Annotated in this window: 24 protein-coding genes; 9 read left to right on the top strand and 15 right to left on the bottom strand. The window is 65.8% G+C overall.

Annotated elements, in window-relative coordinates:
- Positions 1-50 precede the first annotated feature (50 nt).
- From AC6H42_RS05320 to nosZ, 7 genes are read right to left on the bottom strand one after another with little or no spacing between them, the layout of a single operon-like run.
- On the bottom strand, positions 51-356 hold the full coding sequence (locus AC6H42_RS05320; protein ID WP_057153872.1) for a c-type cytochrome: 306 nt from the start codon (positions 354-356) through the stop codon (positions 51-53).
- A gap of 28 nt (positions 357-384) precedes the next feature.
- Positions 385-921: a nitrous oxide reductase accessory protein NosL gene (locus AC6H42_RS05325; protein WP_497547558.1), complete on the bottom strand. Its 537-nt coding sequence runs from the start codon at positions 919-921 to the stop codon at positions 385-387.
- Between the two features lie 8 nt (positions 922-929).
- Positions 930-1,757, bottom strand: coding sequence for an ABC transporter permease (locus AC6H42_RS05330; protein ID WP_057153871.1), 828 nt, complete (start codon positions 1,755-1,757; stop codon positions 930-932).
- Positions 1,741-2,688, bottom strand: coding sequence for an ABC transporter ATP-binding protein (locus AC6H42_RS05335; RefSeq protein WP_497547559.1), 948 nt, complete (start codon positions 2,686-2,688; stop codon positions 1,741-1,743). The genes AC6H42_RS05330 and AC6H42_RS05335 overlap by 17 nt, the downstream gene beginning before the upstream one ends.
- Entirely contained in the window at positions 2,669-3,940 is a 1,272-nt protein-coding gene (locus tag AC6H42_RS05340; protein WP_057153869.1) for a nitrous oxide reductase family maturation protein NosD, read from the bottom strand. The genes AC6H42_RS05335 and AC6H42_RS05340 overlap by 20 nt, the downstream gene beginning before the upstream one ends.
- On the bottom strand, positions 3,937-6,087 hold the full coding sequence (locus AC6H42_RS05345) for a 4Fe-4S binding protein (protein WP_497547582.1): 2,151 nt from the start codon (positions 6,085-6,087) through the stop codon (positions 3,937-3,939). The genes AC6H42_RS05340 and AC6H42_RS05345 overlap by 4 nt, the downstream gene beginning before the upstream one ends.
- A gap of 33 nt (positions 6,088-6,120) precedes the next feature.
- The gene (nosZ, locus tag AC6H42_RS05350) at positions 6,121-8,046 is read right to left on the bottom strand and encodes a TAT-dependent nitrous-oxide reductase (RefSeq protein ID WP_057153868.1); all 1,926 of its coding nucleotides are present in this window, start codon (positions 8,044-8,046) and stop codon (positions 6,121-6,123) included.
- Between the two features lie 203 nt (positions 8,047-8,249).
- On the opposite strand from nosZ, the gene AC6H42_RS05355 reads away from it, so the two are divergent.
- Positions 8,250-8,456 carry a hypothetical protein gene (locus tag AC6H42_RS05355; RefSeq protein ID WP_057153867.1) on the top strand — a complete coding sequence of 69 codons (207 nt, stop codon included), beginning with the start codon at positions 8,250-8,252 and terminating at the stop codon, positions 8,454-8,456.
- A 24-nt stretch (positions 8,457-8,480) separates the two neighbouring features.
- Here AC6H42_RS05355 and AC6H42_RS05360 read toward each other — a convergent pair whose 3' ends face one another.
- On the bottom strand, positions 8,481-9,092 hold the full coding sequence (locus tag AC6H42_RS05360; RefSeq protein ID WP_057153866.1) for a TetR/AcrR family transcriptional regulator: 612 nt from the start codon (positions 9,090-9,092) through the stop codon (positions 8,481-8,483).
- 104 nt (positions 9,093-9,196) lie between these two features.
- Here AC6H42_RS05360 and AC6H42_RS05365 point away from each other — a divergent pair, with 104 nt between their 5' ends.
- Positions 9,197-10,444, top strand: a complete 1,248-nt coding sequence (locus tag AC6H42_RS05365) for an MFS transporter (protein WP_497547560.1) — start codon at positions 9,197-9,199, stop codon at positions 10,442-10,444.
- 30 nt (positions 10,445-10,474) lie between these two features.
- On the opposite strand, the gene AC6H42_RS05370 is transcribed toward AC6H42_RS05365, so the two are convergent.
- The gene (locus AC6H42_RS05370) at positions 10,475-11,368 is read right to left on the bottom strand and encodes a LysR family transcriptional regulator (RefSeq protein WP_497547561.1); all 894 of its coding nucleotides are present in this window, start codon (positions 11,366-11,368) and stop codon (positions 10,475-10,477) included.
- A 169-nt stretch (positions 11,369-11,537) separates the two neighbouring features.
- Here AC6H42_RS05370 and AC6H42_RS05375 point away from each other — a divergent pair, with 169 nt between their 5' ends.
- The 5 genes from AC6H42_RS05375 to AC6H42_RS05395 all read left to right on the top strand — a co-directional run bounded on the left by AC6H42_RS05375 (position 11,538) and on the right by AC6H42_RS05395 (position 17,764).
- The gene (locus tag AC6H42_RS05375) at positions 11,538-13,130 is read left to right on the top strand and encodes an MFS transporter (protein WP_497547563.1); all 1,593 of its coding nucleotides are present in this window, start codon (positions 11,538-11,540) and stop codon (positions 13,128-13,130) included.
- 106 nt (positions 13,131-13,236) lie between these two features.
- The gene (locus AC6H42_RS05380; RefSeq protein WP_497547564.1) at positions 13,237-15,423 is read left to right on the top strand and encodes a TonB-dependent siderophore receptor; all 2,187 of its coding nucleotides are present in this window, start codon (positions 13,237-13,239) and stop codon (positions 15,421-15,423) included.
- A 15-nt stretch (positions 15,424-15,438) separates the two neighbouring features.
- Positions 15,439-15,720 (top strand): hypothetical protein, encoded by a 282-nt coding sequence (locus AC6H42_RS05385; protein WP_057153862.1) that lies wholly within the window; start codon positions 15,439-15,441, stop codon positions 15,718-15,720.
- A 36-nt stretch (positions 15,721-15,756) separates the two neighbouring features.
- Positions 15,757-17,445 (top strand): PepSY-associated TM helix domain-containing protein, encoded by a 1,689-nt coding sequence (locus AC6H42_RS05390; protein ID WP_497547565.1) that lies wholly within the window; start codon positions 15,757-15,759, stop codon positions 17,443-17,445.
- Positions 17,438-17,764: a DUF3325 domain-containing protein gene (locus tag AC6H42_RS05395; protein ID WP_057153860.1), complete on the top strand. Its 327-nt coding sequence runs from the start codon at positions 17,438-17,440 to the stop codon at positions 17,762-17,764. Before AC6H42_RS05390 ends, AC6H42_RS05395 begins: the two co-directional genes overlap by 8 nt.
- Positions 17,765-17,786: 22 nt before the next feature.
- Here the strand turns inward: AC6H42_RS05395 and AC6H42_RS05400 are convergent, their stop codons facing one another.
- Both AC6H42_RS05400 and AC6H42_RS05405 read right to left on the bottom strand, forming a co-directional pair.
- Positions 17,787-18,074, bottom strand: coding sequence for a PIN domain-containing protein (locus tag AC6H42_RS05400; protein WP_497547566.1), 288 nt, complete (start codon positions 18,072-18,074; stop codon positions 17,787-17,789).
- An 8-nt stretch (positions 18,075-18,082) separates the two neighbouring features.
- On the bottom strand, positions 18,083-18,289 hold the full coding sequence (locus AC6H42_RS05405; RefSeq protein WP_057153858.1) for a FitA-like ribbon-helix-helix domain-containing protein: 207 nt from the start codon (positions 18,287-18,289) through the stop codon (positions 18,083-18,085).
- A 229-nt stretch (positions 18,290-18,518) separates the two neighbouring features.
- Here AC6H42_RS05405 and AC6H42_RS05410 point away from each other — a divergent pair, with 229 nt between their 5' ends.
- Both AC6H42_RS05410 and AC6H42_RS05415 read left to right on the top strand, forming a co-directional pair.
- A complete protein-coding gene (locus AC6H42_RS05410; protein WP_057153857.1) occupies positions 18,519-20,750 on the top strand; it encodes an NADP-dependent isocitrate dehydrogenase in 2,232 nt (743 codons plus the stop codon).
- Positions 20,751-21,096: 346 nt separating this feature from the next.
- Positions 21,097-21,333: a hypothetical protein gene (locus tag AC6H42_RS05415; protein ID WP_057153856.1), complete on the top strand. Its 237-nt coding sequence runs from the start codon at positions 21,097-21,099 to the stop codon at positions 21,331-21,333.
- A gap of 27 nt (positions 21,334-21,360) precedes the next feature.
- Here AC6H42_RS05415 and AC6H42_RS05420 read toward each other — a convergent pair whose 3' ends face one another.
- The 4 genes from AC6H42_RS05420 to AC6H42_RS05435 all read right to left on the bottom strand — a co-directional run bounded on the left by AC6H42_RS05420 (position 21,361) and on the right by AC6H42_RS05435 (position 26,630).
- The gene (locus tag AC6H42_RS05420; protein ID WP_057153855.1) at positions 21,361-22,302 is read right to left on the bottom strand and encodes a Gfo/Idh/MocA family protein; all 942 of its coding nucleotides are present in this window, start codon (positions 22,300-22,302) and stop codon (positions 21,361-21,363) included.
- Between the two features lie 209 nt (positions 22,303-22,511).
- Positions 22,512-23,411: a family 43 glycosylhydrolase gene (locus AC6H42_RS05425; RefSeq protein ID WP_057153854.1), complete on the bottom strand. Its 900-nt coding sequence runs from the start codon at positions 23,409-23,411 to the stop codon at positions 22,512-22,514.
- 2 nt (positions 23,412-23,413) lie between these two features.
- Positions 23,414-24,901 (bottom strand): glycosyl hydrolase family 28 protein, encoded by a 1,488-nt coding sequence (locus tag AC6H42_RS05430; protein WP_497547567.1) that lies wholly within the window; start codon positions 24,899-24,901, stop codon positions 23,414-23,416.
- 25 nt (positions 24,902-24,926) lie between these two features.
- Entirely contained in the window at positions 24,927-26,630 is a 1,704-nt protein-coding gene (locus AC6H42_RS05435; protein WP_497547569.1) for a glycoside hydrolase family 43 protein, read from the bottom strand.
- Positions 26,631-26,726: the final 96 nt, after the last annotated feature.

Raw genomic sequence — 26,726 nt, forward strand, 5'->3', positions numbered from 1 at the left:
CACCGGCGGCACGGTTACCGTCCCGCCGGTGCCGCGCCTGCTGATTTCTGCTAGTTACTCTTGGCTATCATGAAATCGACAGCGGCCTTGATTTCATCGTCCTTCAGCGCGGGATTGCCGCCGCGCGGAGGCATCATCTTCACGCCGTTCAGCGCGCTGGCGTACAAGGCTGGCTTGCCCTTGGCGACGCGCGGCTTCCAGCCGGCCTTGTCGCCGGTCTTGGGCGCGCCGAGCACGCCGGCGCCATGGCAGGCCAAACAGGTGGCGGTATAGATCTTCTCGCCGTTGACGGGAGCGGCGGCGGCGCTGCCGGCGCACAGGGCGAGCAGCAGGATGGCGGTTTTCGGGTATGTCATGGTGCTTCCTTCTTGGTGATAAAAATGGTCAATGGCCCATGCCCTGGTCGTGCGCCGCCCCGCCGCCCATGCGCAGCATGCCGGCATCGACCTGGTCAAAGCGCAGCACCTTGCCGCCTTCCACGGTGGCGAAAGCGCGCGCCGCATCGGCCGAGGCAAACGGTACGATGGTCGGCCCCATGGAACCGGGACGGCGGCTGCCCGCCACATACCATGCGTCACGCGCGGAGATCCAGTGGCCGGACGGCTGCTTCCATGATGCGCGGCCCATGTCCTGCACGTACAGGCCCGCCACGGGACGGCGCTGGTCAGGCGCCAGGACGGCGCCAAACAGCTCCATCACATCGCAGAAGTAGTCGGTCTGGCCGTCGGCATAGCGGATCTGGGCCTTGGATGCGGGATAGTCCTTCAGCACCATGCCGTCCAGCGCGCAGGCCGCGTCGGCGCCGGGCTCCAGCGCGGCCAGCTTGCTGACCGGCTGGCCGCAAGCTGCCAGCAGCAGCGCGGCCGACAGCATGGCCCAGCCGGACCTGCCGGTACGGGCCGGCCCGGGGGTCGTGTTCATGTTGGTGTTCATTGTTTGAATCTCCAGTAAGCAATAAGAAAAGGCAGCGTCATCCAGGTCAGCATGACCGCCGGCAGCGCGGCGCCGGAGGTCATGCCGGGTGGCATCACGGCAGCCAGGCCGCCCGCATCGGTGCCGCCGGCTGCGTAAAGGCGGAACACGTCTGCCGGATTGAGCATCAACAAGGTGGCAAACACGCTGTTGGCCATGCCACCCTGGCTCAGGACCAGAGCGCCCATCAGCAGCAGGTCGTACACCAGCACGAAGAAAAACCACAGCGCCAGTGCTGCCCCGCTGGCCCGCACGCGGTCGCGGGCGAGCACCGACACCAGCAGGGCGACGCTCAGAAAAGCCAGGCCCATGGCGATGGCGGCGGCCACGAAGGCGGCATAGCGCCATCCTTCGGACACGGTCAGCTGGCTGGCCAGCGGCAGCAGGCCGGCGCCGAAGCCGAGCGCCGTGGCGCCGGTGAGCGCCGCGCCCAGGCCCAGGTATTTGCCCAGCAAGACCTCGAAGCGGCTGACCGGCATCGACAGCAGCAGGTCCAGCGCACCGCGTTCGCGTTCGCCCACCACGGCGTCGTAGCCGAGCAGCAGCGCGATCAGCGGCACCAGGTAGACCACCAGGCTGGCCAGGCTGGCCAGCGTGGCGTCCAGGCTGCGAAAGCCCACCGCGCCCTGCTGCGCCGCGCCGAAATAGGCGATGGCCAGCGCAAACAGTGCGAACAGCAGCGCCACCGCCAGCACCCAGCGGTTACGCAGCCGGTCGCGCCACTCCTTGGCCGCCAGCACGCCCACCAGGCGCCACGCAATACGCCGCTCAGTGTGTTCGGCCATGTGCGCCTCCGTAGCCCAGGAACAGCTGCTCCAGCGTGGGTTCATGGATCTCCAGTGCCGACGCCAGCGGCGCCAGCGCCGCCAGCAGTTGCATCTTGCGCTCGGGCGGACAGGCGATGGCGGCGCGCGCGGCGGCGCCGTCGCCGTCCTGCTGCAGCGTCATGCCCAGGCCGCGCAAGGTGTCGAGCGAGGCGGCGGACAGACCCCGGTGCAGCGTCGCGTCGATGCGCAGCGGCAGCGGCTGGCTGGTGCGCAGTTCGCCCAGCGTGCCGAGCGCCGCCAGCCGTCCGCCCTGCAGGATCGCCAGGCGATCCACCCGCTGCTGGATCTCGGCCAGGATGTGGGACGTGATGACGATGGTGGCGCCGCCCTCGCGCAGCTGGTGCAGGATGGCGTAGAAGTCGGCGACGCCGGCCGGGTCCAGGCCGCTGGTCGGCTCGTCCAGGAACAACAGGCGCGGATCGCCCAGCAGCGCCTGCGCCAGTCCGAGGCGCTGGCGCATGCCCTTGGAATAGCCGTGCACGCGGCGGCCGGCTGCCGCTCCCAGCCCGACCTGCTCCAGCAGCGCGCCGCAGCGGCTGCGCGGCACTGTCTTCAGGTCCGCGAACAGGTACAGCACTTCCAGTCCGCTCAGGTTGTCGTAGGTGACGAAGTTCTCGGGCAGGTAGCCGATGCGGGTGCGCGCGTGGCGGAAGGCGCTGCTGCGGGTGTCCATGCCGAGCACGCGCAGCGTGCCGCCGCTGGGCTGGATCAGGCCCAGCATCATCTTGAACAGCGTGCTCTTGCCGGCGCCATTGTGGCCGATGAGGCCAAACAGTTCGCCGCGCCGCACGCTCAGCGACACGCCGTCCAGCGCCTGCACCGTTCCGTAGCGGCGGCGCACGTCCTGCAGTTGCACGGGGTCGGCATCGTTATCGGGGGAATAGCGCATTCCAGCGTCTCCAATCTGGGTGGTAGGGTTGCATGCGGGGCCGGCGGTCCACCACGCTGGGCGCGCGCAGCACGGGGAACTGGCGCGCCGCGTAGCGCAAGGTGCGCAGGGCCGGGCTGGTGGACAGCAGTTGCATCAGGGGGTATTGCCAGGACAGCCGGTCCACCAGGTCGTTCGCTTCGTAGGCAAAATCGCCCACGCCGTCGCCGTCCTGGTCCCAGCCGCTGTAATTGCTCCAGTAGTTGCCCGCGCTGCGGCCCCATTCGGTGTCGCGCGCGGCCACGAAGCGCACCTGCTCCTGGTTGCCGATGAAGTCGTTGCCATCCACCTGGTTGTTCGACGAGCCGGCCGACAGGTGCACGCCGGTGTGGTTGGCGACCACGAGGTTGCGGCGCACGACGTTGTATTCGGCGTCGTAGATGAACAGTCCGCGCCCGTTGCCGGCGACGACGTTGTCCTCGATGACGGAATCCTGGATGGTGCGCAGCATGATGCCGTGGTCGGCGTTGCGCCAGGCCTGGTTGCGGCGCACCACCAGGTTGCGCACCTCCATCAGCGCCAGGCCGCCGCGGTTGTCGTGCACCTGGTTGTCTTCCCAGGTGCTGTGGTCGGTGTTCATGTAGTGGGTGCCGTAGCGCACGTGATGGATCACGTTGCCCCGGAATAGCGCGTCGCGCGAGACGTCGACGTAGATGCCGTCGCGGGTGTGGCTGATGCGGTTGCCGATCACCTGCGCGCCGCGCGTGTTGTAGACCTGGATGCCGTTGCCGCGCGCGGCCGACTGCAGGTCGCGCCGGCCGGTGACGAGGTTGCGCAGCAGGCGCGCGTCGTCGGAGCGTTCCAGCCAGATGCCGAACAGGTTGTAGACCAGATCGCAGTCGGCGATGGTGACGCGGTGCGCGCCCGGCTGCACATAGATGCCGGCGTTCTGCGCAGTGAGGTCCTCGCCGCTGTCGCGCACGATGAAGCCGGTCAGCGTGACGCCGCTGGCGCTGATGCGGACCACGTCGCCGCTGCCTCCGGCGCTGATGACCGGCTTGTGCACGCCCTCCAGTGTCAGCGGCTTGTCGATCAGCAGATGGCCGGGATGCTGGCCGCCCAGCACGCGCACCGTGTCGCCCGGCGCGGCGTCCGCCACGGCGGCCGCCAGCGACATGCCCGGCTGCACGGCATGCACCGCCGCACTCGCCGGCACCGCCGCCAGCGCCAGCGCGAACACCCCCAGTGCCAGCCAGGATAACGCCCGCCTCATGGCTCGCTCCGTTTCGCAGGCATGCTGGCGCGCAGGCTGTCGAGCGCGATGAAGTGGCCGCCGGCGTCGATGCGGCTGAGCGCCTGCCCGGCCTTTTCGCGCCGCTTGCGCTCGCCCACCAGCGGCGGGCAGGCGTGGTCGTCGTAGTACATCACCATGCAATCCAGGCACAGCATGCATTCGGTCTGGTCGATGCGGCCTTGCGCGTCGATCGCGTGCGAGCCGCAGCCGGCCGCGCAGGCCTTGCACGAAGTACATTCCGCCTTGCGCTTCAAGCCGAACAGGCGCAAGCGCCCGGGTAGCGCCAGCCCCGCGCCCAGCGGGCACAGGTACTTGCAGTAGGGCCGCTCGCTGAACATGGCCAGGCCCAGGATGGCGCCCACGAACAGGCCGTACGGCCAGCTGCGCTGCCATACGCCGACCAGGAAGGTGGTCTTGAACGGCTCCACTTCGGCCAGCATCTCGGCGCTCTCCATCGACCACAGCGACACGCCCAGCAAGCCGAAGAACACGCCGTACTTGATCCATTTCAGGCGGTCGTGCAGGCGCTTGGGCAGCAGGCGCTGGTAGCGTTCCAACCCCACCAGCCTGCCCAGCTTCAGGGCCAGGTGCTGCAGCGAACCGAATGGACACAGCCAGCCGCAGAACAGCCCGCGCCCCCATACCAGCACCGTGACGGCGATGAAGATCCAGAACAGGAAAATGAAGGGGTCCGACAGGAACAGTTCCCACTTCCACTGGTACAGCAGCGCATGCACCCAGGTCAGCACCTGCGTAATGCTGGGCTGTGCCTTCAGGCAGAAGCCGAAGAAGCCGGCGCTGGCCAGCCACAGCACGGTGCGCGGGATGGTGATCAGCGGCTTGTGCCTGCGGGTGGAAGCACGCACCAGGCGGTCGCGCTGCGAATACAGCAAGGCGGTCAGCGCCAGCAGCGCGGCAAAGGCCGCCACTTGCGGCATGCGTGCCTGCCAGATGGCCTGCCAGGCGGGCTGCGGCCGCACCAGGCGCGGGTGGCCTCCCTCCAGGTAGCGCGCCGGCAGCCAGTATTCCTGTTCGAAGCGCGTGAAACCGGGCTTGCCGCCGGCGCTGGCGCCGTGCACCAGCAGGCTGAGCGACCACGGCCAGGCCGGGTTGAAGTCCGCCGACCGGATGATGAAAATGGCCGACTCGGTGTAAGAAGGCGCGCCGGCGGCCTGCACCTGGTACAGGTTCAGGTAGTCGGTGTCGCGCAAGGTATAGGTCTGGGTGTCCTGGCGCAGCTGGATGCGGTCGTAGATGCCGCCCCGCACGAAGCCCGAGCCTTTGAAGGAGCCGCTTCCCTGCGCCACGATGAAGATGGCGTGTTCGTTCGGCCCCAGCCCGGACATCAGCTTGCGGTAGCCCTCCTCGCCCAGCACGCTGTTGCCGACGCTGGCCGTGTTCAGATAGCCGAACTGCATATCGATATAGGGGCCGGCCGACGGCGTGCCCGCCGCGCGCGCGCTCACCTGCAGGCGCGCAATGCTGCCTTCTTTTGCCAGCGTGGCCCAGTCCTGCCGCAGGTCCAGCGCGGTGAAGCGGGCCGGCGGACGGGCCGCCGCCGTAAAGATGCCCACCTGGCGCCCGATTTCATAGGCGCTGCGTGCAATCACCTGGTTCTCGGCGATGGCAGTTACGGTGGCGCCGCTGATGGCGTCCAGCCCGGAGTCGCCGCCGATCTCGAAGCGGCCGTCGGCGCGCCGGCTTGGGTACTGGCCGATAAAGCGCTGCAGCGCCGATTCCGGGATGCCCGCCAGCAGGATCGGCTCCGAGTGTTTGAGCACCCGCACACCGGCGATCACGCCGCCGCGGTCCATGCCGATCAGCGTGACCACCGGCTTGCCTGAGTAGGCCGGAATGTCGACCACGTCGGTCGACAGGAAGACGTAGCCGGCCAGCTGCTCGCTGCCGTCGGCAGCGCGCGCATAGCCTTCCACGTATTGCGGCGACCCCTTGCGCTGCGTGAAGCGGACTGCCGTGGGCAGCACTGCCCGGCAGTCCGCGTGCGCGCACAAGTCCGGGCCGCTCAGCAGCGCGGCGGACAAGTCCGCGTCATAGCTGCCGGCGCGCGACGGCAGCGGCAGCAGCACCATCAGCACCGATGCGAGCAGGAGCAGAAAGGCCAGCATGGCCGCCAGCAAGCGCCGCAGCAGGAACATCGCTTACGCCTCTACCAGGAAGCGGCTGCGCATTTCCAGGTGCAGCGCGTGGCAGAAGTGGGTGCAATACAGCCAGAACGCGCCCGCATGGTCGGCCTTGAAGGTGACCGACTTGGTTTCCTGCGGATTGACGATGAAGTTCACGTTGTAGGTCGGCAGCGCGCAGCCGTGCGTCAGGTCTTCCACCTTGTCGTGGTTGGTCAGCGTCAGCGTCACCTCATCGCCCTTTTTCACCTTAATCACCGGCATGCTGTACGACGGCGCCTGCGACATCAGGCGCACATGCACCTTGTTGCCGCGCCGCTCGATGCCGGCTGTCTCCGGCGTCACCGCGTTGGGGAAGTCGCTCATGGTGTAGATCTGGCGCGTCTTCACCACGTCGCGCTTGACGATGATGCCGTCATGCGGCTCCGAGTAGGCCGTGTGGTCCGCCACCAGCTTCATGCCGGCGCCGCTGATGTCGATCAGCTGCTCGGTTTCCACGTGCAGCGGCCCGACCGGCAGGAAGCGGTCCTTGGAGAACTTGTTGCCCGAGTTGAGATACTTGCCGTCCGCCTGGCGTGTCTCGCCCATGGAGCTGTAGTTGTGGCCCGGCTGGTAGTGCACGTCGAGCTTCTCGATGATGACCTTGGCCGCCTTGTCGCCCTTGAACTGGGCAATGGCCTGGTCCACGTTCCACTTCACGCACTGGCTATCCAGGAACAGCGAAGTGTAGGCATTGCCCTTGCCGTCGAAGGCCGTGTGCAGCGGGCCCAGGCCGATTTCCGGCTCCGCCACCACCGCCTCGCGCGCGTCCTTGAGGGACCCGGCGAACCACTGGTCCACGCGCGCCAGTTCGATCACCGTGGCCGTGGGCGAGAGCTTGCCGGAGCAGACAAAATACTTGCCGTCCGGGCTGGCGTTCACGCCGTGCGGGTTCTTGCCGACCGGGACGTAGCAAGTGAGCGCCGTCTTGGCGTCGCCGTTGGCGGCCTTGCGGCCGTCCACCACCGGCACTTTGGAGGCGCCGATGGTAGTGAACTTGCCGGCCTTGATCTGCTGCTCGATGCGTTCGATATGGAAGAACACGCAGGCGTCGCGCTCGGCGGCCATCATGCCTGCCAGGTCGGACGCGTTCTCGGTGTTGTACTGGTTGGAGGCGGCGTATTTGCCGTCGTACGAGGTAGCCACCAGGTCCATATTGCCGTCCACGCGGCACTGCCACAGCACTTCCATGCTGGCCGCACTTACGCAGGTAAACAGCGCGCCCCACTTGGACGGGTCATCCAGGTCGTGGCCGTCGTTCGGCAGCGGCACGTGGAATTCGGCGCCGCAGAATACGCGCGTGGTGTAGTTGATGGCCTTGTCGACCGGGTCGCACTTGTCCGGAAACAGGCCGTGCATGCCCATGACGTTCGGCAGTTCGGTGATCTTGTCGCACTCCATGGTGTCCATGCGGATGCGCGCCACGCGCGAGTGCAGCTTGTCGTTGATGAACAGCCAGCGGCCGTCGTAGGTGCCGTCGCGGTAGCTGCCATGCACGTGGTGGGTGTCGCCGGTGGTGTACTTCAGCGTGCCGTCCGGGCGCGTGCCCATGATGGCTTTCGATTCGTTGGTGATGCCCCAGCCGACCATGCAGTCGATATTGAACACCGGGATGCGCTTGAGCGTGCGGCCCGAGGGCATGCCCAGCACACGGGCTTCGCCGGCGTGGCCGGAACTGATGAAGGCATAGTAGTCGTCCAGCTGCCCGGGCTTCACTTCGCTGCCGCCCGCATGGCCGGCAGTTGCGGCGCCGCCTGAGGGGGCCGCCGCGTTGCCGCCTTCGGCCTTGCAGCCTGCCAGCGCGACCGTCGCGCCGGCCAGGCCCAGCATGGCGCCCTTGCCGAGGAAGCCGCGCCGGCTCACCTGTACGCCATCGATATCGTTGTTGTTTTTGCTGCTGTCCATCTGCTGTTACTCCTTAGTGTGCTTGGTCTGCTTTGGTGTGGATAGGCAAGCGCCATTGTCCGCGCCAGTACCGGCGCGGCGATATGATCTGAATCAAGATTTCCTGTGAGACAGAAAAAGAAGAGTGACTAGGCAGGACGAGCTATGGCGCGGCCAACGCGGCGCGCGCACAATGACGGCCAGGTCTAACGCAGGAGGAAAAAATGGATGATTACTTGGCGCGCCGGTATGTCGGCCCGAAGTTGAACGTCACCGTGAGCCGCGAGGGCCACCGGGTGCACCGGCTGATCGACGACGAACCGTTGCGGTTCCGTCCCAATGACTGCCTGGTGCAGCGCGACCCGATGGTGGCAGCGCTGTTCGGCTTGCCGCTGGCCGCATTGCGGCGCGCAGCATGGCCGGGAAAGTAAGGCCGTAACAGCGCTGAAGTCAGGTCACGATGGCCAGGCGCGCAGCACCTGGTCCACCACTTCGTGCAGTTGCCGGCGCGTGGCGCCGTCCATGGCCTGCACCGCCATGCCGTGCGAAACGGTCATCACATAGCGCGCCAGCTGGAGCGCGCAGGTGTCGGGCGGCAGGTCGCCTTCGCGCCGGGCGCGTTCGAAACGCTGGCGCAGCCTGTCCTCCTTTTGCGCGCGGCGCTCCGCCAGCGACTGCCGCAGCGGCAGCGCCTCTTCCCCACAGGCCAACGCGCCATTGATCACCAGGCAGCCGTGCGGCTTGCCGTCTTCGGTTTGCGCGTCCGCCGCGGCGCGCAGCAGATGCCCCACCACCGCGCGCGCGGTCGGCTCCATCAGCGCGGCCACGGCTTCCGGTTCGTGGCCCGCACTGTAGCGCTCCACTGCCATGCGGAACAGATTCTCCTTGTTGCCGAAGATGGCATACAGGCTGGGCCGGTTCATGCCCATGGCGTCGGTCAAGTCTTGCAGCGAACTGCCCTCGAATCCCTTTTCCCAGAATACGTTCATGGCCTGCTCCAGCGCCGCGTCCTCGTCAAAGGTACGCGGGCGGCCGGTTTTGCGGGCGGTGGCGGAACTATCTTTCATACCGATCAGTTAAAAATTGATTGACAAAGGCGTCGCTGGCGTAGATTATGAACCGATCAGTAAAAAACTCAAGTGTTTTTACTGCACAGGCCATAAGGATACCCATGCAAAACAAATCAAACGCCCTGCGCGCGCCCGACGGCGACGCCCCCATTTCCTCCCCCGCCAGCCCGCCGCCCGGCTCCGCGTGGCTGGCCGTGCTGTCCGTCGCGGTAGGCTCGTTCGCGCTGGTCACCACGGAATTCCTGCCGGTGGGCCTGCTGCCCGCCATTGCCGCCGAGCTGGCCGTGACCGAAGGCATCGCCGGCATGATGGTGACCATCCCCGGCGTGGTGGCGGCGTTCGCCGCCATCCTGGTCACCGTCGGCGTGGGCAAGAGCGACCGGCGCCACGTGATCCTGGGCCTGACCGCGCTGCTGGCCGTCTCCAACCTGATCGTGGCACTGTCGCACTCGCTGCCGGTGGTGCTGCTGGGCCGGGCGCTGCTGGGCATTGGCGTGGGCGGCTTCTGGGCCATAGGCGGCGCGCTGGGCGGCCGGCTGGTACCGGCGGCGTCCGCCACGCGCGCCACCGCCATCATCTTCGCCGGCATCTCGCTGGGCACCGTGGCCGGCGTGCCGGCCGGCGCCCTGATCGGCGAGGCGCTGGGCTGGCGCATGGCGTTCGCGGCGGCCGGCGCGGTTTCCGTGCTGGTGTTCCTGATGCAGCTGTTCCTGCTGCCGCGCCTGCCGACCGACAAGGCCACCACCTTTGCCCACCTGCCGGCCCTGCTGCGCGTGAAAAAAGGCCGCCTGGGCATGCTCGCCACGCTGCTGGTGTTCATCGGCCAGTTTGCCGCCTACACCTACGTGACGCCGTTCCTGACCCAGATCAGCGGGCTGAGCGCGAAAGCCACCAGCGCCCTGCTGCTGACCTACGGCGCGGCAGGCTTCATCGGCAACCTCATCGGCGGCTGGGCCGTGGCGCGCAGCGTGCGCAATTCGCTGATCGCCACCGGCCTGGTGATGGGCGTGTCGGCGGCGCTGCTGCCGCTGCTGGGCACCACCCTGTGGGGCGCCACCGCCCTCATCATCACCTGGGGCCTGGCATTCGGCATGATGCCGATCTCGGTGCAAACCTGGATGTTCCGCGCCGCGCCGGACGCCATGGAAAGCGGCGGCGCCGTGTTCGTCGCCACGGCCCAGGTGTCGCTGGCTTGCGGCGCGCTGGTGGGCGGCGTGGCGGTCGACCACCTGGGCGTGGCCAGCGCCATGGTGGTGGGCGGCGCCTTCGCCATCGGCATGGCCGCCGCCATCGCCGCCTGGGGCGGGCGCGACGAGGGAACGGCGGTCAAGCTGCACGCGGTGCATTAAATTCTCTTGCGGCCAGCTGAAGTTAACGGCTCATCCCCTGTGCCGGATGGCATCGACCACGATGCGCAGCGCTCTTGATTCGTGGCGGCGGCTGGGGTAGTACGCGTGCAGGCCGGGAAAGCAGCCGCACCAGTCCGGCATGACGCTGATGAGCCGGCCTTCGCGCACATGCTCAGCCACCAGATCTTCCGTCACGAATGCCAGTCCATTGCCGCTCAGTGCAGCCTGCACCATGGGCAAAGCGCTGGTGAAAACTGTCTGCCCGCTCACCCTGGCCTCGATACGGCGGCCGCCGTGCTGCAGTTCCCACGCGTAGATGCCGCCACTGCTTGCCAGCCGCAAGGTGATGCAGTTGTGCTTCATGAGGTCTTGCAGGGTGGCTGGCCGGGAGTGCCACGAGAAGTAGCCAGGCGAGCCGACGATTATCGTCGGGATGTCGGGCGTGAGCCGGACTGCGATCATGTCCCCCTCCACCTGGTCGCCGTAGCGCACGCCGATGTCATACCGGTCTGCCGCAATGTCGATCAGCTTGTAGTCCGAGTGCATCTCGACGTTCAGGTCGGGATAATCCGGCAGCACCGGCGCCAGCCTGGGCCATAGCAGCGTGTCGATAATGTGGTCGATGGCGGTGATGCGCACCGTGCCTGCCGGCTTGCCGTTCAAGTCGCTGACGGCAGCGATTTCGGCGTGCACCTCGTCAAGCCGGGGCGCCACGTTCCGCAGCAGGCGCTCGCCCGCGTCAGTCGGCGAAACACTGCGCGTGGTCCGGTTCAGCAGCCGCACGCCCAGCCGGGCCTCCAGATCGCGAACGATGTGGCTGAGCGTGGACTGAGACATGCCAAGCTTGATCGCGGCCCGCGTAAAACTGCGTTCGCGGGCGACCTCGAAAAAGATCAGGATATCAATAATGTTGTCTCTGGCCATACATCGCCCCCAAGTAATCTGCGATTTTAAGCATGAATATACCGAACATTCATGGCTGCAACCCATATACTTTTTCCGCTTTCCCGCGTGTCGGCGCCCTGGCCGCGCCCTAGGATGGCGTTGAACGGATGAGCGTTCGCCTCATTCCCTATGCACACTGGAAAAAAATATGACCATTACCCAACAGGGCGCGCTCGGGCGCAGCCAGGCGGATGCACAAGCGGCAGCATGGGGCGGCGTCTTCGCCATGACGCTCTGCGTTTTCACGCTGATCGCCTCGGAGTTCATGCCGGTCAGCCTGTTGACCCCGATGGCCAGGGATCTCCTGGTCAGCGAAGGCCAGGCAGGACAAGGGATCGCCATCTCCGGGACGTTCGCGGTGCTCACCAGCCTGTCGATTTCGGCAGTGGCCGGCAGCATGGACCGCAGAATCCTCCTGCTGGGGCTGACTGCGCTGATGGCCATTTCCGGGGCCGTCGTTGCGATGGCGCCGAACTACCTGCTCTATATGGCCGGCCGCGCCCTGATCGGCGTGGTTGTCGGCGGCTTCTGGTCGCTGTCGGCAGCCACCGCGATGCGTCTGGTGCCATCTCACCAGGTGCCGCGCGCCTTGGCCATCTTCAATGGCGGCAACGCGCTGGCAACCGTGGTTGCTGCGCCGCTGGGCAGTTACCTGGGGGCGGTGATCGGATGGCGAGGGGCATTTTTCTGCCTGGTGCCAGTGGCCTTGCTTGCCTTTGCCTGGCAGTGGTGCAGCCTGCCCGCCATGCAGCCCCGAGCTGGGGTGGCGGGCTCCCACAACGCCTTCAGACTGCTCAGGAATCCGGCGGTGGCATGGGGCATGCTGGCCGTGGCCGCGTTCTTCATGGGGCAGTTCACCTTGTTCACCTATTTGCGCCCGTTCCTGGAAACCGTCACGCGCGTGGAGATCTCCACGCTTTCGCTTGTCCTGCTGGGAATTGGCGTTGGTGGCTTCGTGGGCAGCACCGTCATCAGCAGCTTCCTGAAGTGGAACTTTTACTGGACGCTGGTGGCGATTCCCATCCTGATGGCATTGATCGCCGTGGCGCTCACCATCTTTGGCCGCCGGGTCGCCATCGTGGCCGCACTGCTGGGCATCTGGGGCGCGGTTGCGACCGCTGCGCCGGTGGGCTGGTGGTCCTGGCTGGCGAAAACCCTGCCCCGGGATGCGGAAGCCGGAGGCGGGCTGATGGTGGCCGTTGTGCAGCTTGCCATCGCATCCGGCTCCACCATCGGCGGCTTGTTATTCGACAAGGCCGGATACCGAAGCACGCTGATCGCGAGCGCAGTCATGCTGCTGATGGCCGCCTTCCTCACCTTCCTGGCCTCGCGCGCACAGCCGGCCCAGGGCGCCAATGCAGCGGGCGCCACCAGCCCTGCAGTGGAGACATCGCAGGTCTGCATGGTGGTCGGCGAACGCCGCTTCGGCGTCACTTTGGCCGAGAACGCGACCGCGCGCGCATTGGCAGGGATGCTGCCGCTGACACTGCAGATGGCCGAGCTCAACGGAAACGAGAAGCACGCGGATCTGCCGGCGGCATTGCCAGCGGATGCCAGCAAACCGGGAACGATACGCAATGGCGACCTCATGTTGTACGGTGCCAAGACTGTCGTCGTCTTCTATCAATCGTTTCCCTCCCCCTACGCATACGCCAGCATCGGGCATGTGGCAGATCCTGCCGGCTTGGCGCAAGCGCTGGGGCGGCATGGCGTACGGGTGGTGTTTCAGCGAGGCCGATAACCGCGCCGCCCCTAGGGCAACGGCATTTTTTTGCAAATTGGGCATCTTCGCCATATAATATTGCGAACAATTCTCATTTGCATTCTCATCTAGAGGCCGATACCCCATGAATCCCCCCGCTCCCCGCCGCCTGGTCCTGGCAGTCTCCCTTGCGCTGTGCGCCATGCACAGCCAGGCCGAAGACCAGCCGCAACCTGATACCGCTACCGCCGCCGACGCGGTCCTGCCCCAGGTAGTGGTGCAAGGCGCCAGCCTGACCGGCGCCACCGAGGGATCGAATTCCTACACCAAGGGCGCCATGGGCACGGCCACCGGCCTGAACCTGTCGGTGCGCGACACGCCGCAGTCGGTCTCCATCGTCACCCGCCAGCGCATCGAAGACCAGGCCATGATCACCGTGGCCGACGCACTGGGCGGCACCATCGGCATCTCGGTCAAGCCGGTGGACCGGGGCCGCAACCAGCTGTCGGCACGCGGCTTCGATATCACAAATTTCCAGTTCGACGGCATCCCCATGGCCACCGGCAATATCGGCATCGAAACCGGCAACACCGCCATGTATGACCGCATCGAAGTGGTGCGCGGCGCGACCGGCCTGCTGGGCGGCGCGGGCGATCCGTCGGCGGCCGTGAACCTGGTGCGCAAGCATGCGGACAGCAAGGTGTTCACCGGTTCCGTCAGCGCCCAGCTCGGTTCCTGGAAACAGCGCACCGGCACGGTGGACCTGAGCACCCCGCTGAACCAGGACGGTTCGGTGCGCGGCCGCTTTGTCGCCAGCATCGGCAAACAGGACGCTTTCATCGACCTGGAGCACACCGACAACAAGGTGTTCTACGGCGTCGTGGACGCGGACCTGGGCAAGAGCACCCGCCTGAGCGTGGGCCTGAGCGACCAGCGCGACGAGCGCAACGGCGTACTGTGGGCCGGCCTGCCCTACTGGTACACGGACGGTTCGCGCACCGACTGGGACACCGCGAAAACCACCGCCACCCGCTGGAACCAGTGGGACACGCACGAGCAAACCGCCTTCATCAACCTGCAGCACACCTTGGCCAACCGCTGGACGCTGCGCGCCGACATCAGCCACCACCGCCAGAACGAGGACTCCAAGCTGCTGTGGGTGTGGGGCGACCCGGACCGCGCCACCGGCCTCGGCCTGCAAGGCCTGCCCTACCACTACATTTCCGATCCCAAGCAGACCCAGGTGAGCGCCAGCGCCAGCGGCCCGTTCCAGCTGTTCGGCCGCAACCACGAGCTCAACGTGGGCCTGACGCACAGCCGCCTGACGGAAGGCTGGAGCAACCGCGACCTGGTGGGCGACATGGCGCCGCTGCCGGACTTCAACCACTGGGACGGATCCTATCCGGAGCCGGCCATGGGCCCGCGCTACCAGGGCTCGCGCGGCACCACCGAGCAGTCCGGCCTGTACGGCGCCGCGCGCCTGCAGTTCACCGACGCGCTCAAGGCTATCGTCGGCGGCCGCGTAAGCAACTGGCAGCGCGACGAGGAAGCGGCCGCGTGGACCGCGTCGGCCTACCAGATCGACCACAAGCGCGTGTTCACCCCATACGCCGGCCTGGTGTACGACCTGGCCCCGCAGACCTCCGCCTACGCCAGCTACACCGACCAGTTCAAGCCGCAAACCAACCGCGACCGCAACGGCGCCTATCTCGACCCGCTGGAAGGCAAGAGCTACGAAGCCGGCCTGAAGGGCGAGTTCTTGGACGGCAAACTGAACGCCTCGGCTGCCGTGTTCCGCACCGAGCAGAGCAACTTCGCGGTGGCCGACGTCGGCTTCTTCGTGCCGGGCACCACCAATCCCGCCTTCCGCACCGCGCAGGGCGTGACGGTGAAAGGCTATGAAATGGAAGTGAACGGTGACCTGGCCCGCAACTGGAACGTGAGCCTGGGCTGGACCCACTTCTCCGCCAAGGACGCCGACGGCGTGGACGTGGCGGTGGACCACGCGCGCAAGCAGCTGAAACTGTTTACCAAGTACACCCTGCAGGGCGACTTGAGCGGCCTGAGCTTCGGCGGCGGCGTCAACTGGGAAGGCGACCGTCCTGCCAGCGCAACCAATCCGGCCACCGGCGCGACCGAGAAGGTGGGCCAGGGGGCGTACGCGCTGGTCGACGTGATGGCGCGCTATGCGTTCGACAACAAGCTGTCGCTGCAGCTGAACGTCTCCAACCTGACGGACAAGAAATATCGTTCAGGCAGCTACTGGTGGGGCGCGCCCTACACCTATGGCCAGCCGCGCAAAGTGCTGCTGACGATGGACTACCGCTTCTAATCCAAAGGAACCGCCATGAAACATTCCGCCAGCCACATCGTCTCGCGCGTGGCCGCCAGCTTGCTGGGAGCGTACGCATTCGTCTGGGGCAGCGTGGTGCTGGGCATCACGCTGCTGCTGGCCGCCGGCCTGCCCTACGGGGAAGCACGCACGGTGGCCTACCTGCTCGCGTTCCTGGTTTTCCTGGCGTGCTTCTGCTGGACCTACGCCGCAGCCAGCCTGGTGCGCGTATGGACCGTGCTGCTGGGCGGCGGCGCCGCCATGAGCGGCGCCGCCTGGCTGCTGGCGCGGGCCTGAACCGGCCCGATTCAAGTTTTCCTACCGGAGTACACCATGTTTCACTCTTTCCGCCTGTCGATGGCCTGGCTGCACACCTGGTTCGGCCTGGTGCTCGGCTTCGTGCTGATGGCCGTCTTCTTCTTCGGCACGCTGTCCGTGTTCGACCGCGAAATCGACCGCTGGGCCATCCCGCAGACCCGTTTCGAGCCGCAGCCGATGCCGTCCTACGACAAGCTGCTGGCCCCGATCTTCAAGCAGATCACGCCCGAGGACGAGGAAATCGAAGCGGCGCGCGGCCGTATCGGCGCCGCGCCGGCGGTGGGCCCGGCGCGCAGCTGGAGCGCGTACACCACGCACCGCGACCCGGTGCTGCAGCTTTTCGCCGAATTCGGCGTGAGCAACAACCCGGCCGACCCGGACGAGCACGTGCACGGCCACGTCACCATCGACCCGCGCAACGGCAACGTGCTGCCGCACGACCAGCTGAAAATCGGCAGCGGCTTCTTCTACCCGCTGCACTACAGCCTGCACATCGAATGGAAAGGCCTGGGCTACTGGATCGTCGGCCTGGCGGCGCTGGCCATGCTGGCCGCGCTGGTGAGCGGCGTGGTGATGCACCGCAAGATCTTCCGTGAACTGTTCACCTTCCGCCCGAAGAAGCAAGCCCAGCGCAGCGTGCTGGACCTGCACAACCTGACCGGCGTGGTGGCCCTGCCCTTCCACTTCATCTTCGCCCTGACCGGGCTGGTGATCTTCGCCGGCATCTACCTGCCGGTGGACGAGACCATGCTGAAACCGCAGGCGATGCAGCACGCCATGGCCGAGGCCAAGGCCAAAGGGCTGCCGTTCACGCCGGCCGGCGTGGCCGCGCCGCTGGCGTCGGTGGACGCGATGGTGGTGGAGGCGAAGCGCCGCTGGGCCGAGCGCGGCATGCCCGGCACGGTGGGTTTCCTGGTGGTGAACCACATCGGCGACGCCAACAGCTACGTCAGCATCTACCGCGCCGGCAGCGACCGCGTGGCGCTGGTCGGCCAGGCCGTGCACTTCAACGCGTCCGGCGGCGTCATCAGCGAAGATCCGGTGCCCACGGTGGCATCCGGCATCAACGAATTCCTCACCGGCCTGCATTTGCAGCACTTCGAGCACTGGCTGCTGCGCTGGTTCTACGTGCTGGGCGGCCTGGCGGGCAGCGCCTGCATCGCCACCGGCTTCATTTTCTATGTGGAAAAGCGCAAGCGGCAGCACGCCAAGCAAGGCGCCGCCGGCGCGCGCTGGGTGGACGCGCTGGCCACGGCCGCCGTCACCGGCATGCTCATTGCCGCGCTGTCCATGCTGGTGGCCAACCGCCTGCTGCCGGCCGACCTGCCGCACCGGGGCGACTGGGAAAAGAACGTGTTCTGGGGCGCCTGGCTGCTGACCCTGCTGCACGCAGCCTGGCGCAGCGCGCCGGTGCTGCAGGCCCGCATCGCACCGGCCTGGCGCGAGCAATGCTGGATGATCGCGGTGCTGGCGGTGTCCGCCGCGGTGCTGAACGCCGTCACCACCGGCGACCACCTGCTCAAGACCATTGGCAAAGGCTACTGGCCGGTGGCCGGCATGGATTTGGCGATGCTGGCCAGCGCCGCCATCGCCGTCGTGGCCGCGCGCAAGCTGCGCCGCCGCGAGCGGCCGGACAGCCTGCCCGCCGCCGCCCCGAACGCCACCGCCGGCAACGGCACCGACCCGCGAGGCTCCCATGCATGATGCGTTGATACTGATCGCCGCCCTGGCTGCCACCGTGGCCGGCGCCGGCTGGCTGGCGCTGTCGATGGACAGCCACTGGGAGCAGGTGCGCGGCGCGCAGCCCGCTACGCCCGGCACGGTGCGCCTGCTGCGGGTGCTGGGCGCGCTGGCCTGGCTCGCCGCGCTGCTGCTGTGCCTGCGCGTGGACCACGCGTCGATGGCGGCGCTGGTGTGGGTGATGGCGCTGGCCGGTTCGGCGTTGGTCGTCGCCTTCACGCTGACCTGGCGTCCGCGCTGGCTCGCGCCGCTAGTGGTGTGGGCGCGCACCAAGGCGGGCTGATTCCTGGCGTCAGCCCAGCTCTTCAGTACTCGGAAATGGGTTGACGTTGCGCGCTATCGGCATCGAATTCGACTATCCGTCCGGCAAATGTGGCCTGCAGTCCGTCAAGCCACGCCTCATACATCCCGGCCTTCGAAAGCTTTTTGCGCCTGCGCACCTTGGCGATTCCGGCGCGGATTTCGCCGATGACCTGCACCGGCAAAAACAGCTCCGCATCGTCCGCGTCCCGGAAAAACCGGGCCACGCCGGGATGGCAGCGGCCGCCCTTGCGGTACTCGGAAATGACATTGGTATCGATCAGATAGGCCATGCCGGCGCCTATCGCACGTCGAACAGGTCATCGTCCTCGAAGTATGGCATGGATGCCAGCACGTCCTTCAGCAACCGCTTGGGGGGCTGCTCTTGCAGGGCGGAGCGCAGGATGTCGCGGTGTTCGGCTTCCGCGCTGCGGCCGCTGCCGACGGCGCGGCGGCGCAGCGCCTCCACCAGCTCAGGATCCAGGTTGCGAACCAATAATTGAGCCATAACACCCTCCACGAACGCTATCAGTGATAGCAATAGTATAAAACTTTGGCAAGAATCCGCGCCCGGGCGAGGGGTTTCCGCCCATTATTAGTGTCAAGGGTCTAAAATACGCACTTGGGCGAACAAGGGGTCAGCGCCGACACCGTAGCGCCCAGGGCAAGAAAGACTATTCCTGTGCCTGAAAACTTATCAAGTGAATACTAGGCACCGACCGCATACGAGGGAAACCATGGCAACACCAACATCAAAAATTATCTACACTCTGACTGACGAAGCGCCGCTGCTGGCGACCTATTCCCTGCTGCCCATTATCAAAAAATTCACTGCGCCCGCCGGCGTCGATGTCGTCTCCAGCGATATCTCGGTGGCTGCACGCGTGCTGGCGGAATTCCCCGAATTCCTGACCGACGAACAAAAAGTTCCGAATACCCTGGCCGAACTGGGCGCCCTGACCCAGAAACCGGAAACCAACATCATCAAGCTGCCGAACATCAGCGCCTCCGTGGCCCAGCTGCAGACCTGCGTGCGCGAACTGCAAGCGCGCGGCTACAAGCTGCCGGACTACCCGGAAGACGCGAAAACCGACGAAGAAAAAGCACTGAAAGCCCGCTTCGGCAAGTGCATCGGCAGCTCGGTCAACCCGGTACTGCGCGAAGGCAACTCCGACCGCCGCGCACCGAAGGCCGTCAAGGAGTTCGCGCGCAAGAACCCGCATTCGATGGGCGAGTGGAGCCAGGCTTCCCGTACCCACGTGTCGCACATGCACCATGGCGACTTCTACCACGGCGAAAAGTCCATGACCCTGGACGCCGCCCGTGACGTGAAAATGGAGCTGATCACCGCTTCCGGCAAAACCATCGTGCTGAAACCGAAGGTCTCGCTGCAGGCCGGCGAAATCATCGACAGCATGTTCATGAGCAAAAAAGCGCTGCTGGAGTTCTACGAGCGCGAACTGGAAGACGCGCGCAAGACCGGCGTGATGTTCTCGCTGCACGTGAAAGCGACCATGATGAAGGTGTCCCACCCCATCGTGTTCGGCCACTGCGTGCGCATCTTCTACAAGGAAGCGTTCGCCAAGCACGCCAAGCTGTTCGACGAGATCGGCGTGAACGTAAACAACGGCATGGGCAACCTGTACGAGAAGATCGAAAAGCTGCCGGCGTCGCAGAAGGAAGAAATCCTGAAGGACCTGCACGCCTGCCACGCCAACCGTCCGGAACTGGCCATGGTCGACTCGGCCAAGGGCATCACCAACTTCCATTCGCCGAATGACATCATCGTCGACGCGTCGATGCCTGCCATGATCCGCATCGGCGGCAAAATGTGGGGCGCCGACGGCCGTCCGAAGGACGTCAAGGCGGTCATGCCGGAATCGACCTTCGCCCGCATCTACCAGGAGATGATCGGCTTTTGCAAGTGGCATGGCAACTTCGATCCGAAGACCATGGGCACCGTGCCTAACGTGGGCCTGATGGCGCAGCAAGCCGAAGAATACGGCTCGCACGACAAGACCTTCGAAGTACCGGAAGGCGGCATCGCCAACATCACCGACCTGGCCACCGGCGAAGTGCTGCTGACCCAGACCGTCGAAGAAGGCGACATCTGGCGCATGTGCCAGGTGAAAGACGCGCCGATCCGCGACTGGGTCAAGCTGGCCGTCACCCGCGCGCGCAACTCGGGCATGCCTGCCGTGTTCTGGCTGGACACCTACCGTCCGCACGAGAACGAAGTGATCAAGAAGGTGCAGACCTACCTGAAGGACCACGACACCAAGGGCCTGGACATCCAGATCATGTCGCAGACCCGCGCCATGCGCTACACGCTGGAACGCGCCTTCCGCGGCCTGGACACCATCTCGGTAACCGGCAACATCCTGCGCGACTACCTGACCGACCTGTTCCCGATCCTGGAACTGGGCACCTCGGCCAAGATGCTGTCCATCGTGCCACTGATGGCCGGCGGCGGCATGTACGAAACCGGCGCCGGCGGTTCGGCGCCGAAGCACGTGAAACAGCTGGTGGAAGAGAACCACCTGCGCTGGGACTCGCTGGGCGAGTTCCTGGCGCTGGCCGTGTCGCTGGAAGACATGGGCATCAAGACCGGCAACGTGAAAGCCAAGCTGCTGGCCAAGACCCTGGACGAGGCCACCGGCAAGCTGCTGGACAATAACAAGTCCCCGTCTAGCCGCACCGGCGAGCTGGACAACCGTGGCAGCCACTTCTACCTGTCGCTATACTGGGCGCAGGCGCTGGCAGCGCAGAACGAAGACGCGGAACTGAAAGCGCACTTCGCACCGCTGGCCAAGGCCCTCGGCGAGAACGAGGCGAAGATCGTTGCAGAGCTGGCCGAAGTACAAGGCAAGGCCATGGACATCGGCGGCTACTACTTCCCCGACCCGGTCAAGACGGCCGCAGTGATGCGTCCTAGCGCCACCTTCAACACCGCGCTGGAAACCATCTAATAGCGCTGGTGCTGTAAGCTGGCGTAATGAAGCAGCCCCCGGCGCGCAAGCCCGGGGGCTGCTTTTTTCTCTGCGCTACCTGAATTTACCCTCATGCAGCGGATTTACGCTGCGTTCGGTTTGACCGCCACCGCCCCGGTAACGTGCAATCCTGTCCAGGAAACCAAACTCCTGGCGCTGGGTTGATGGCCCATCGCCATCGGTGCAGCAGTTGCGCCGGCAGCACGCCCTGCTACACTGGAGCAGCCGTGCGTCGGAATCCAGGCCGGCGGCAGCTGCGCCCCGGCCACCCGATCACGGCGCGCACTCCAGCTCGCTGAAGCGCCTTTCCCAACAGGAGAAAGCCATGCCTGCCAAGATAATTGACGGCTTTGAGGTTGAGTTTACTGGCGAATTGCTGGAGGGCACCGAGCATTGGGGAGCGTACGTTTCCATCTTCGCCCCTTCCGCCAACCCGATGCATATGACGCACATCTATCCGAAGCGGCGCGTGTCGGCGGACCTCACGCTACCGGACCAGCAATCGGCCGAGGCGGAGGCCGAGCGCGCCGCGGCCATCATTTTGAAAGAACTGCGGTCGTAGCGCAGCGATGCGCCTGTACGCCTGCGATTACTCCACGTATTCAGGCGCAGCGATGCGCTTACCGAGCATGAAAGCGTCCGCCACGATGCGCAGCGGTGCGAAATCGGCGTCCGTCTGGCCGTTGGCGATCAGCGCATGGAAGTGCGCGTACAGGCCGGGATATTCCCGCTCCGGCTCCTGCATCACGGCCGCGCCGTCGATCTCCAGCGTGGTACCGCCCATGTGCAGCGCCAGCTTGCCGCCGTCCTCCGCTTCCGCGTAGATGCTCCAGGTTTGCAGGTTCTCCTGCAGGAAGTCAAAGTCTGCCCGCACCGGCACGCCGCCCTGCTCGGTCACCATCTCCAGCTGCACCTCGATCGGCGAATCGCAATTGACCGGAATGTGCAGGTCGGCTTTCTTGACGATCACCTGGTCGCCGACGACGGCGGTCAGGATGGACAAGGCATTGATGCCCGGGTCGAACACACCCATGCCGCCCGGCGCAAAGATCCAGGCCTGGCCCGGATGCCACTGGCGCACGTTCTCTTTCCAGACGATCTGCATGTTCTTCAGCTTGCGCTGCGCAATCCATTCGCGGGTCGCGTTCACCGCCGGCGCAAAGCGCGAATGCCAGCTCGCCAGCAGCGTGACACGCTTCTGGGCCGCGAAATCGCGCAGCGCTTCCGCTTCGCCCAGTGTGGTGGCGGGCGGCTTTTCCAGGAACACGTGGCGGCCGGTGGCCAGCGCCTCCTTGGCGATGCGGTGGCGCACCTGCGGCGGCGTGCAGATGGCCAGCGCCTCGATCTCGGGGTGGGCCGCCAGCATGGCCGCCATGTCGTTATAGGCCGAAATACCCTCGGGACGGGCGTGCGGGGAGCAACCCGCTACCAGTTCGAAGCCGGGATTGTTGCGGATGGCCGGAATATGCTGGTCGACGGCGATTTTACCGAGGCCGACCAGGCCGATTTTGATTGGAGAGGTAGTTGCCATGGCATAGGTGCAGGTAGTGGAGTATCCCGGCAGCGTACCCGCCTTCCGCGCGCGGCACCTATATATTTTTTTAACTGAGCTATGAGTTTTTTGCAGAGTTTTGGCATAGCCCAAAAAAAACCCGCTTACGCGAGCAAGCGGGCAAAGAGGGAACAGGCGACACGGAAAGAGGAAAAAACCGCGCCGCCCGGCTCCGGAGATCGGTTCAGTTACTGGCGCAGCATATTGCCGTCGGCGTCATAGCGGATTTCCTGCATCAGGATCGAGCGCTTATGGCTGCCGCCGCCGGGCAGCACGTTGTCGTGATAGAACAGCAGCGTCTTGCCGGCCTGCTCCAGGATCGCGTGGTGGTTGGTTGAAATTTTCAGGTAGTCGATCAGCACGCCCTTGTAGCTGAACGGACCGAGCGGCGAGCTGCCGGTGGCGTACACGATCTGCCCCGGCCAGCCGGTGGAGAACGAAAAATAGTACTGGCCCTTGTGCCGGTGCAGGAAAGGCGCTTCGCCATAGGGCTTGCTCTTGGGCGGGAAGCCGCTTACGGCCACGTCCCGGATCGGGCCCACGGTGCCGCCCAGGTCCTGCGCCAGCTCCACCACCTTGGGCACCCGGGTGCCGAAGTACATATAGATGCGGCCATCCTTGTCGACGAACACCGCCGGGTCGATGGGCTCGGCGCCGGCGTTGGCGTCGCGCGCCTTGTCCACCAGCGGCTTGCCCAGCGCATCCACGAATGGGCCATCCGGCTTGTCGCTCACCGCCAGGCCGATCTGGGTCTGGTTCACCGGCGCGAAGAAGTAGTACTTACCCTTGTACTCCAGCGCTTCCGGGGCCCAGGCGTTAGCGCCCGCCGCCGCCCACTTGAACACCGTGGCGGGCAGGAAGGGACCCTTGTCTTCCCATTTTTTCAGGTCGCTGGATACCAGCAAGCGCCAGGAAGTGGAGTCCCACTTCTCGCCGGAATTGTTCTGGTCGTCCGTCGCGTAGACGTAGTATTTGCCCTGGAAGAAATGCGGCGACGGGTCGGCGCTGAAGTGCCTGGTCAGCAGCGTTTGCGCGCACACCGGCGCCGCCAGCAGCGCCAGGCTCAATGCCAGGGCGGATCGTTTCATTGTCATTTGAACTGCACTCCTTCCACGTGCGGCCCGATGTCGAGCAAGTTGGCCTCGGCGCCCTTCAGCTTGCGGCCGCCCACCGTCACGTTGTCAATGACGATGTTGCGCACCTTGCGGGTGGCGTCGTAGCCGTAGATGACCGAAGCGCTGGGCGAACCGTTGCCGGTGTAGCTGATGTTGCGCAGCGTGATGTTCTCGATGCCGCGTCCCGGGCTGGTGTTGTACTTGGGCGTGTAGGCGATGTGCAGGTTGAACAGCTTGCCCTCTTCGATGCGCTCGACGCGGATGTCCTCGAAAGTCACGTCGCGCACCAGGTTGTCGTCGCCGGCCATGATGCCGATGGCGCCTTCATACTCCGGGTCATCCTCGTCGTGCTCCAGGATGTCGATATTGCTGAAGCGGATGCGCTCCAGCACTTCCTGGTCCGGGTGCGCGGGCGTGGGCGTATTGCCATGGATGCCGATCATGACGGCGTGCGCCACGTCGGCCCACAGCGTGCTGTCCTTGACGCTGATGTCGCGCGTATTGCCCCAGATATCCCAGCGGTGGTTGTACAGCGTGATGCAGTCGTCGGAGGTGCGGATGAAACTGTCGGAGATCTTCACGCGCTCGCAGGCGAAGTGGCCCAGGCCGTCGGACCACTGGCCGCCGCCGATGGTGCGGATGCTGCGCTCCTCCAGGTCCTGTGAGGTGATGCAGCGCATGGTGCCTTCCGGCTGGTTGATGAAGATCGGGCCGTCGATCAGGACGTTGCGCGAGTTGCGGATCTGGAGCTGGCTGGCGCCCATGAACAGGCCATCGCTGTAGACCTTGACGTTCTCCACTGCGTCGATGATGAGCGGCCGTTTCAGCACTGCCGCGCCATCGATGTAGACCGTGGTATTGGAGCGCAGCGTGAACTCGCCGTCGTGCAGGCCGGGGCCGAAGTAGACCACCGGCTGGGTGAAGTCCGGCGTGGCGCCTTTGCCGGTGCTCATGCCGGTGACCGGTGCTGCGGGACGCGGCATGTCCTTGCGGATGGCGTGGGTGAACAGGTGCAGGTTATGGTGGCGGTCACCGTCGAACTCCACGCTCAAGTTCTCCGCGCGGTTCAGCGTGAAGTAGGCCACGTTTCCCCTGACCGTCGGCTTGATGCCGCGCGCGCTCGGGCGCACAGCCACTTCCGAGAACCTGCCGTTGTTCTTCTGCACAGCCACTTCCACGCTGCCGTCGAAGTTGAAGTAGACCATGGACGCATCCTTGACCGGCTTGTCCAGGTCCACCTTCACGTTGTATTCGTACAGGTCCTGCCACACGCCGCCGGGCGTGCGCACGCGCACCGTGTAGTCGTCGTTATGGTGCGAGTAGCGGAAGGCCTCCGGGAAGGGATGCACCTGCAGGGCGTTTAGCGTTGCCGGCGCCGGGGCTGCGGCGGCCGCCATTGCCGGCACGCAGAATGCTGCAGCGGCTACGCCGGTGGCCAGCGCGCGTATCAATTTACAGATCACTATGTCTCCTAGTTGTAGTCGCTGCTCAGGGCGTGACGCGGAAGTAATCGACGTCCACCCAGGCGCTCTTGCTTGCCGCGGTTGCGGGTACTGTGCTGAACAGGCCTAGCTGCGCGCCCACCCAGCGCCCCACGCTGGCCTTGAACGGCCGGCCTGCAGGGGTGAAAGTCTTGTTGTCCAGGCTGTACGAAAACTGTGCCATCGCGCCGGCATCGACGCGCAGGCGCAGGTACACCGGGCCGGTCGCAGCAGATGCAGCCGACGCCCCGGCTGCGCCGGCCGGCAGTGACGCCAGCACCTCGCTGCGTTCCTGGCATGTGTCGGCCGGGACTTCGCATATTGAATGCACCAGCTGCGTGACATTGCCCTGCCTGCGCAGCCCCACCCAGGCATAGCGGATGCCCAGCACCATCAGGCCGGCACGCTGGCCATCCGCGCCGCCGGCCTTGCCGCCCGCGCCGCCGCTTCCGCCCAGTACGATGCTGGCATCAACACCGAAGGCGGGCGCGGGGAATTTCTGCGTCAGCACCGACGGCAGCCCGCGCAGGCTGGCGCCGTCGGCTGCCGGCAATGCGGCGAGCCGCAAATAGCCCGGGCGCGCGGTCAGCGTAGCCCACGAAGGCAGGTAATTGGCGTTCCATTGCCATTGCAGGCCCAGCGCCTTGGCCGAGAATTCGTCCGTGGTGGCGGGCACCAGCACGCCGCTGTCCTGCCCCGCGGGCTTGGCATGGCGCATGACCGGTTCGCCCACGCCGTCGCCGTCCTTGTCCTCGCCGATGACCGGCCAGCCGTCCTTCCAGCGCATGGGCTGCAAGTGCACCACGCGGCCATACGCACCCTTGTCCTGGAAATGATAGAACCAGTCGCGCCCGTCGACGCCATCGACCCAGGCGCCCTGGTGCGGCCCGTTCACGGCCGACATCCCCTGCGCCATCACGATGCGGTCTTCGTACGGGCCTTCAATGCTGCGCGAGCGGAACACCGACTGCCAGCCGTTTTCCACGCCGCCGGCCGGGGCGAACACGTAGTAGTAGCCGTGCGCCTTGTGCAGCTTGGGGCCTTCGATGGTGAAGTAGCCCGGCAGCTTGTCGCCGTTGATGATGTCCCTGCCCTTTTCGTCCAGCAGCTTGCTGCCGTCAGGCGCCATGCTGCGCAGCGTGAGGATGTTGTTGATGCCGGAGCGGCTCTTGGCCCAGCCGTGCACCAGCCAGGCCTTGCCGTCGTCGTCCCACAGCGGAGCTGGGTCGATAATGCCTTTGCCCGCCAGGATCAGCCGGGGCGCGCTCCAGGGGCCGGCGAATTTTTCGGCCGTCATCACGTAGATGCCGGCGTCCGGGTCAGGATAAAAGATCCAGAATTTGCCGTCGTGATGGCGCAGGGCCGGCGCCCAGACGCCTTTGCCCGGCTGCGGCACGGCGAAAATCTCCGCCGGCGGCAGTTGCGCCAGCGCGTGCCCCACCAATTCCCAGTTGACCATGTCGGTCGACTGCAGCAGCGGCAAGCCGGGGGCGTTGCTGAAACTGGACGAAGTCATATAGAACATGGCGCCGACGCGGATCACATCGGGATCGGAGTAGTCGGCATACAGGATGGGGTTGCGGTACTGGCCGTTGCCCAGGTCCGCAGCCCATGGCTGCGCACCGGCCGGGCCGGCGGCGGTGGACACTGCGCTGGCACTCACTGCGCCGGCCGCCCCGGCCAGCACCAACATGCATAGCTGCTTGATCATCACTGTGTCTCGTCTCTCGTTATGTTTGTTCTGCTTGGCATTTTCAGCCGACATGGGTATTATAGTTGTTATCGATAACAGATCGCAAGCGTTTTG

This window comes from Massilia sp. NBRC 108631 (assembly GCF_059704565.1).

Coding starts and splice junctions, on each gene's coding strand:
- AC6H42_RS05360 (WP_057153866.1), bottom strand. CDS start 9,092: ATGAAAGATAGTTCCGCCACCGCCCGCAAAACCGGCCGCCCGCGTACC.
- AC6H42_RS05410 (WP_057153857.1), top strand. CDS start 18,519: ATGGCAACACCAACATCAAAAATTATCTACACTCTGACTGACGAAGCG.
- AC6H42_RS05415 (WP_057153856.1), top strand. CDS start 21,097: ATGCCTGCCAAGATAATTGACGGCTTTGAGGTTGAGTTTACTGGCGAA.
- AC6H42_RS05380 (WP_497547564.1), top strand. CDS start 13,237: ATGAATCCCCCCGCTCCCCGCCGCCTGGTCCTGGCAGTCTCCCTTGCG.
- AC6H42_RS05340 (WP_057153869.1), bottom strand. CDS start 3,940: ATGAGGCGGGCGTTATCCTGGCTGGCACTGGGGGTGTTCGCGCTGGCG.
- AC6H42_RS05325 (WP_497547558.1), bottom strand. CDS start 921: ATGAACACGACCCCCGGGCCGGCCCGTACCGGCAGGTCCGGCTGGGCC.
- AC6H42_RS05375 (WP_497547563.1), top strand. CDS start 11,538: ATGACCATTACCCAACAGGGCGCGCTCGGGCGCAGCCAGGCGGATGCA.
- AC6H42_RS05320 (WP_057153872.1), bottom strand. CDS start 356: ATGACATACCCGAAAACCGCCATCCTGCTGCTCGCCCTGTGCGCCGGC.
- AC6H42_RS05345 (WP_497547582.1), bottom strand. CDS start 6,087: ATGCTGGCCTTTCTGCTCCTGCTCGCATCGGTGCTGATGGTGCTGCTG.
- AC6H42_RS05405 (WP_057153858.1), bottom strand. CDS start 18,289: ATGGCTCAATTATTGGTTCGCAACCTGGATCCTGAGCTGGTGGAGGCG.
- AC6H42_RS05370 (WP_497547561.1), bottom strand. CDS start 11,368: ATGGCCAGAGACAACATTATTGATATCCTGATCTTTTTCGAGGTCGCC.
- AC6H42_RS05420 (WP_057153855.1), bottom strand. CDS start 22,302: ATGGCAACTACCTCTCCAATCAAAATCGGCCTGGTCGGCCTCGGTAAA.
- AC6H42_RS05385 (WP_057153862.1), top strand. CDS start 15,439: ATGAAACATTCCGCCAGCCACATCGTCTCGCGCGTGGCCGCCAGCTTG.
- AC6H42_RS05330 (WP_057153871.1), bottom strand. CDS start 1,757: ATGGCCGAACACACTGAGCGGCGTATTGCGTGGCGCCTGGTGGGCGTG.
- AC6H42_RS05425 (WP_057153854.1), bottom strand. CDS start 23,411: ATGAAACGATCCGCCCTGGCATTGAGCCTGGCGCTGCTGGCGGCGCCG.
- nosZ (WP_057153868.1), bottom strand. CDS start 8,046: ATGGACAGCAGCAAAAACAACAACGATATCGATGGCGTACAGGTGAGC.
- AC6H42_RS05395 (WP_057153860.1), top strand. CDS start 17,438: ATGCATGATGCGTTGATACTGATCGCCGCCCTGGCTGCCACCGTGGCC.
- AC6H42_RS05355 (WP_057153867.1), top strand. CDS start 8,250: ATGGATGATTACTTGGCGCGCCGGTATGTCGGCCCGAAGTTGAACGTC.
- AC6H42_RS05435 (WP_497547569.1), bottom strand. CDS start 26,630: ATGATCAAGCAGCTATGCATGTTGGTGCTGGCCGGGGCGGCCGGCGCA.
- AC6H42_RS05390 (WP_497547565.1), top strand. CDS start 15,757: ATGTTTCACTCTTTCCGCCTGTCGATGGCCTGGCTGCACACCTGGTTC.
- AC6H42_RS05365 (WP_497547560.1), top strand. CDS start 9,197: ATGCAAAACAAATCAAACGCCCTGCGCGCGCCCGACGGCGACGCCCCC.
- AC6H42_RS05335 (WP_497547559.1), bottom strand. CDS start 2,688: ATGCGCTATTCCCCCGATAACGATGCCGACCCCGTGCAACTGCAGGAC.
- AC6H42_RS05400 (WP_497547566.1), bottom strand. CDS start 18,074: ATGGCCTATCTGATCGATACCAATGTCATTTCCGAGTACCGCAAGGGC.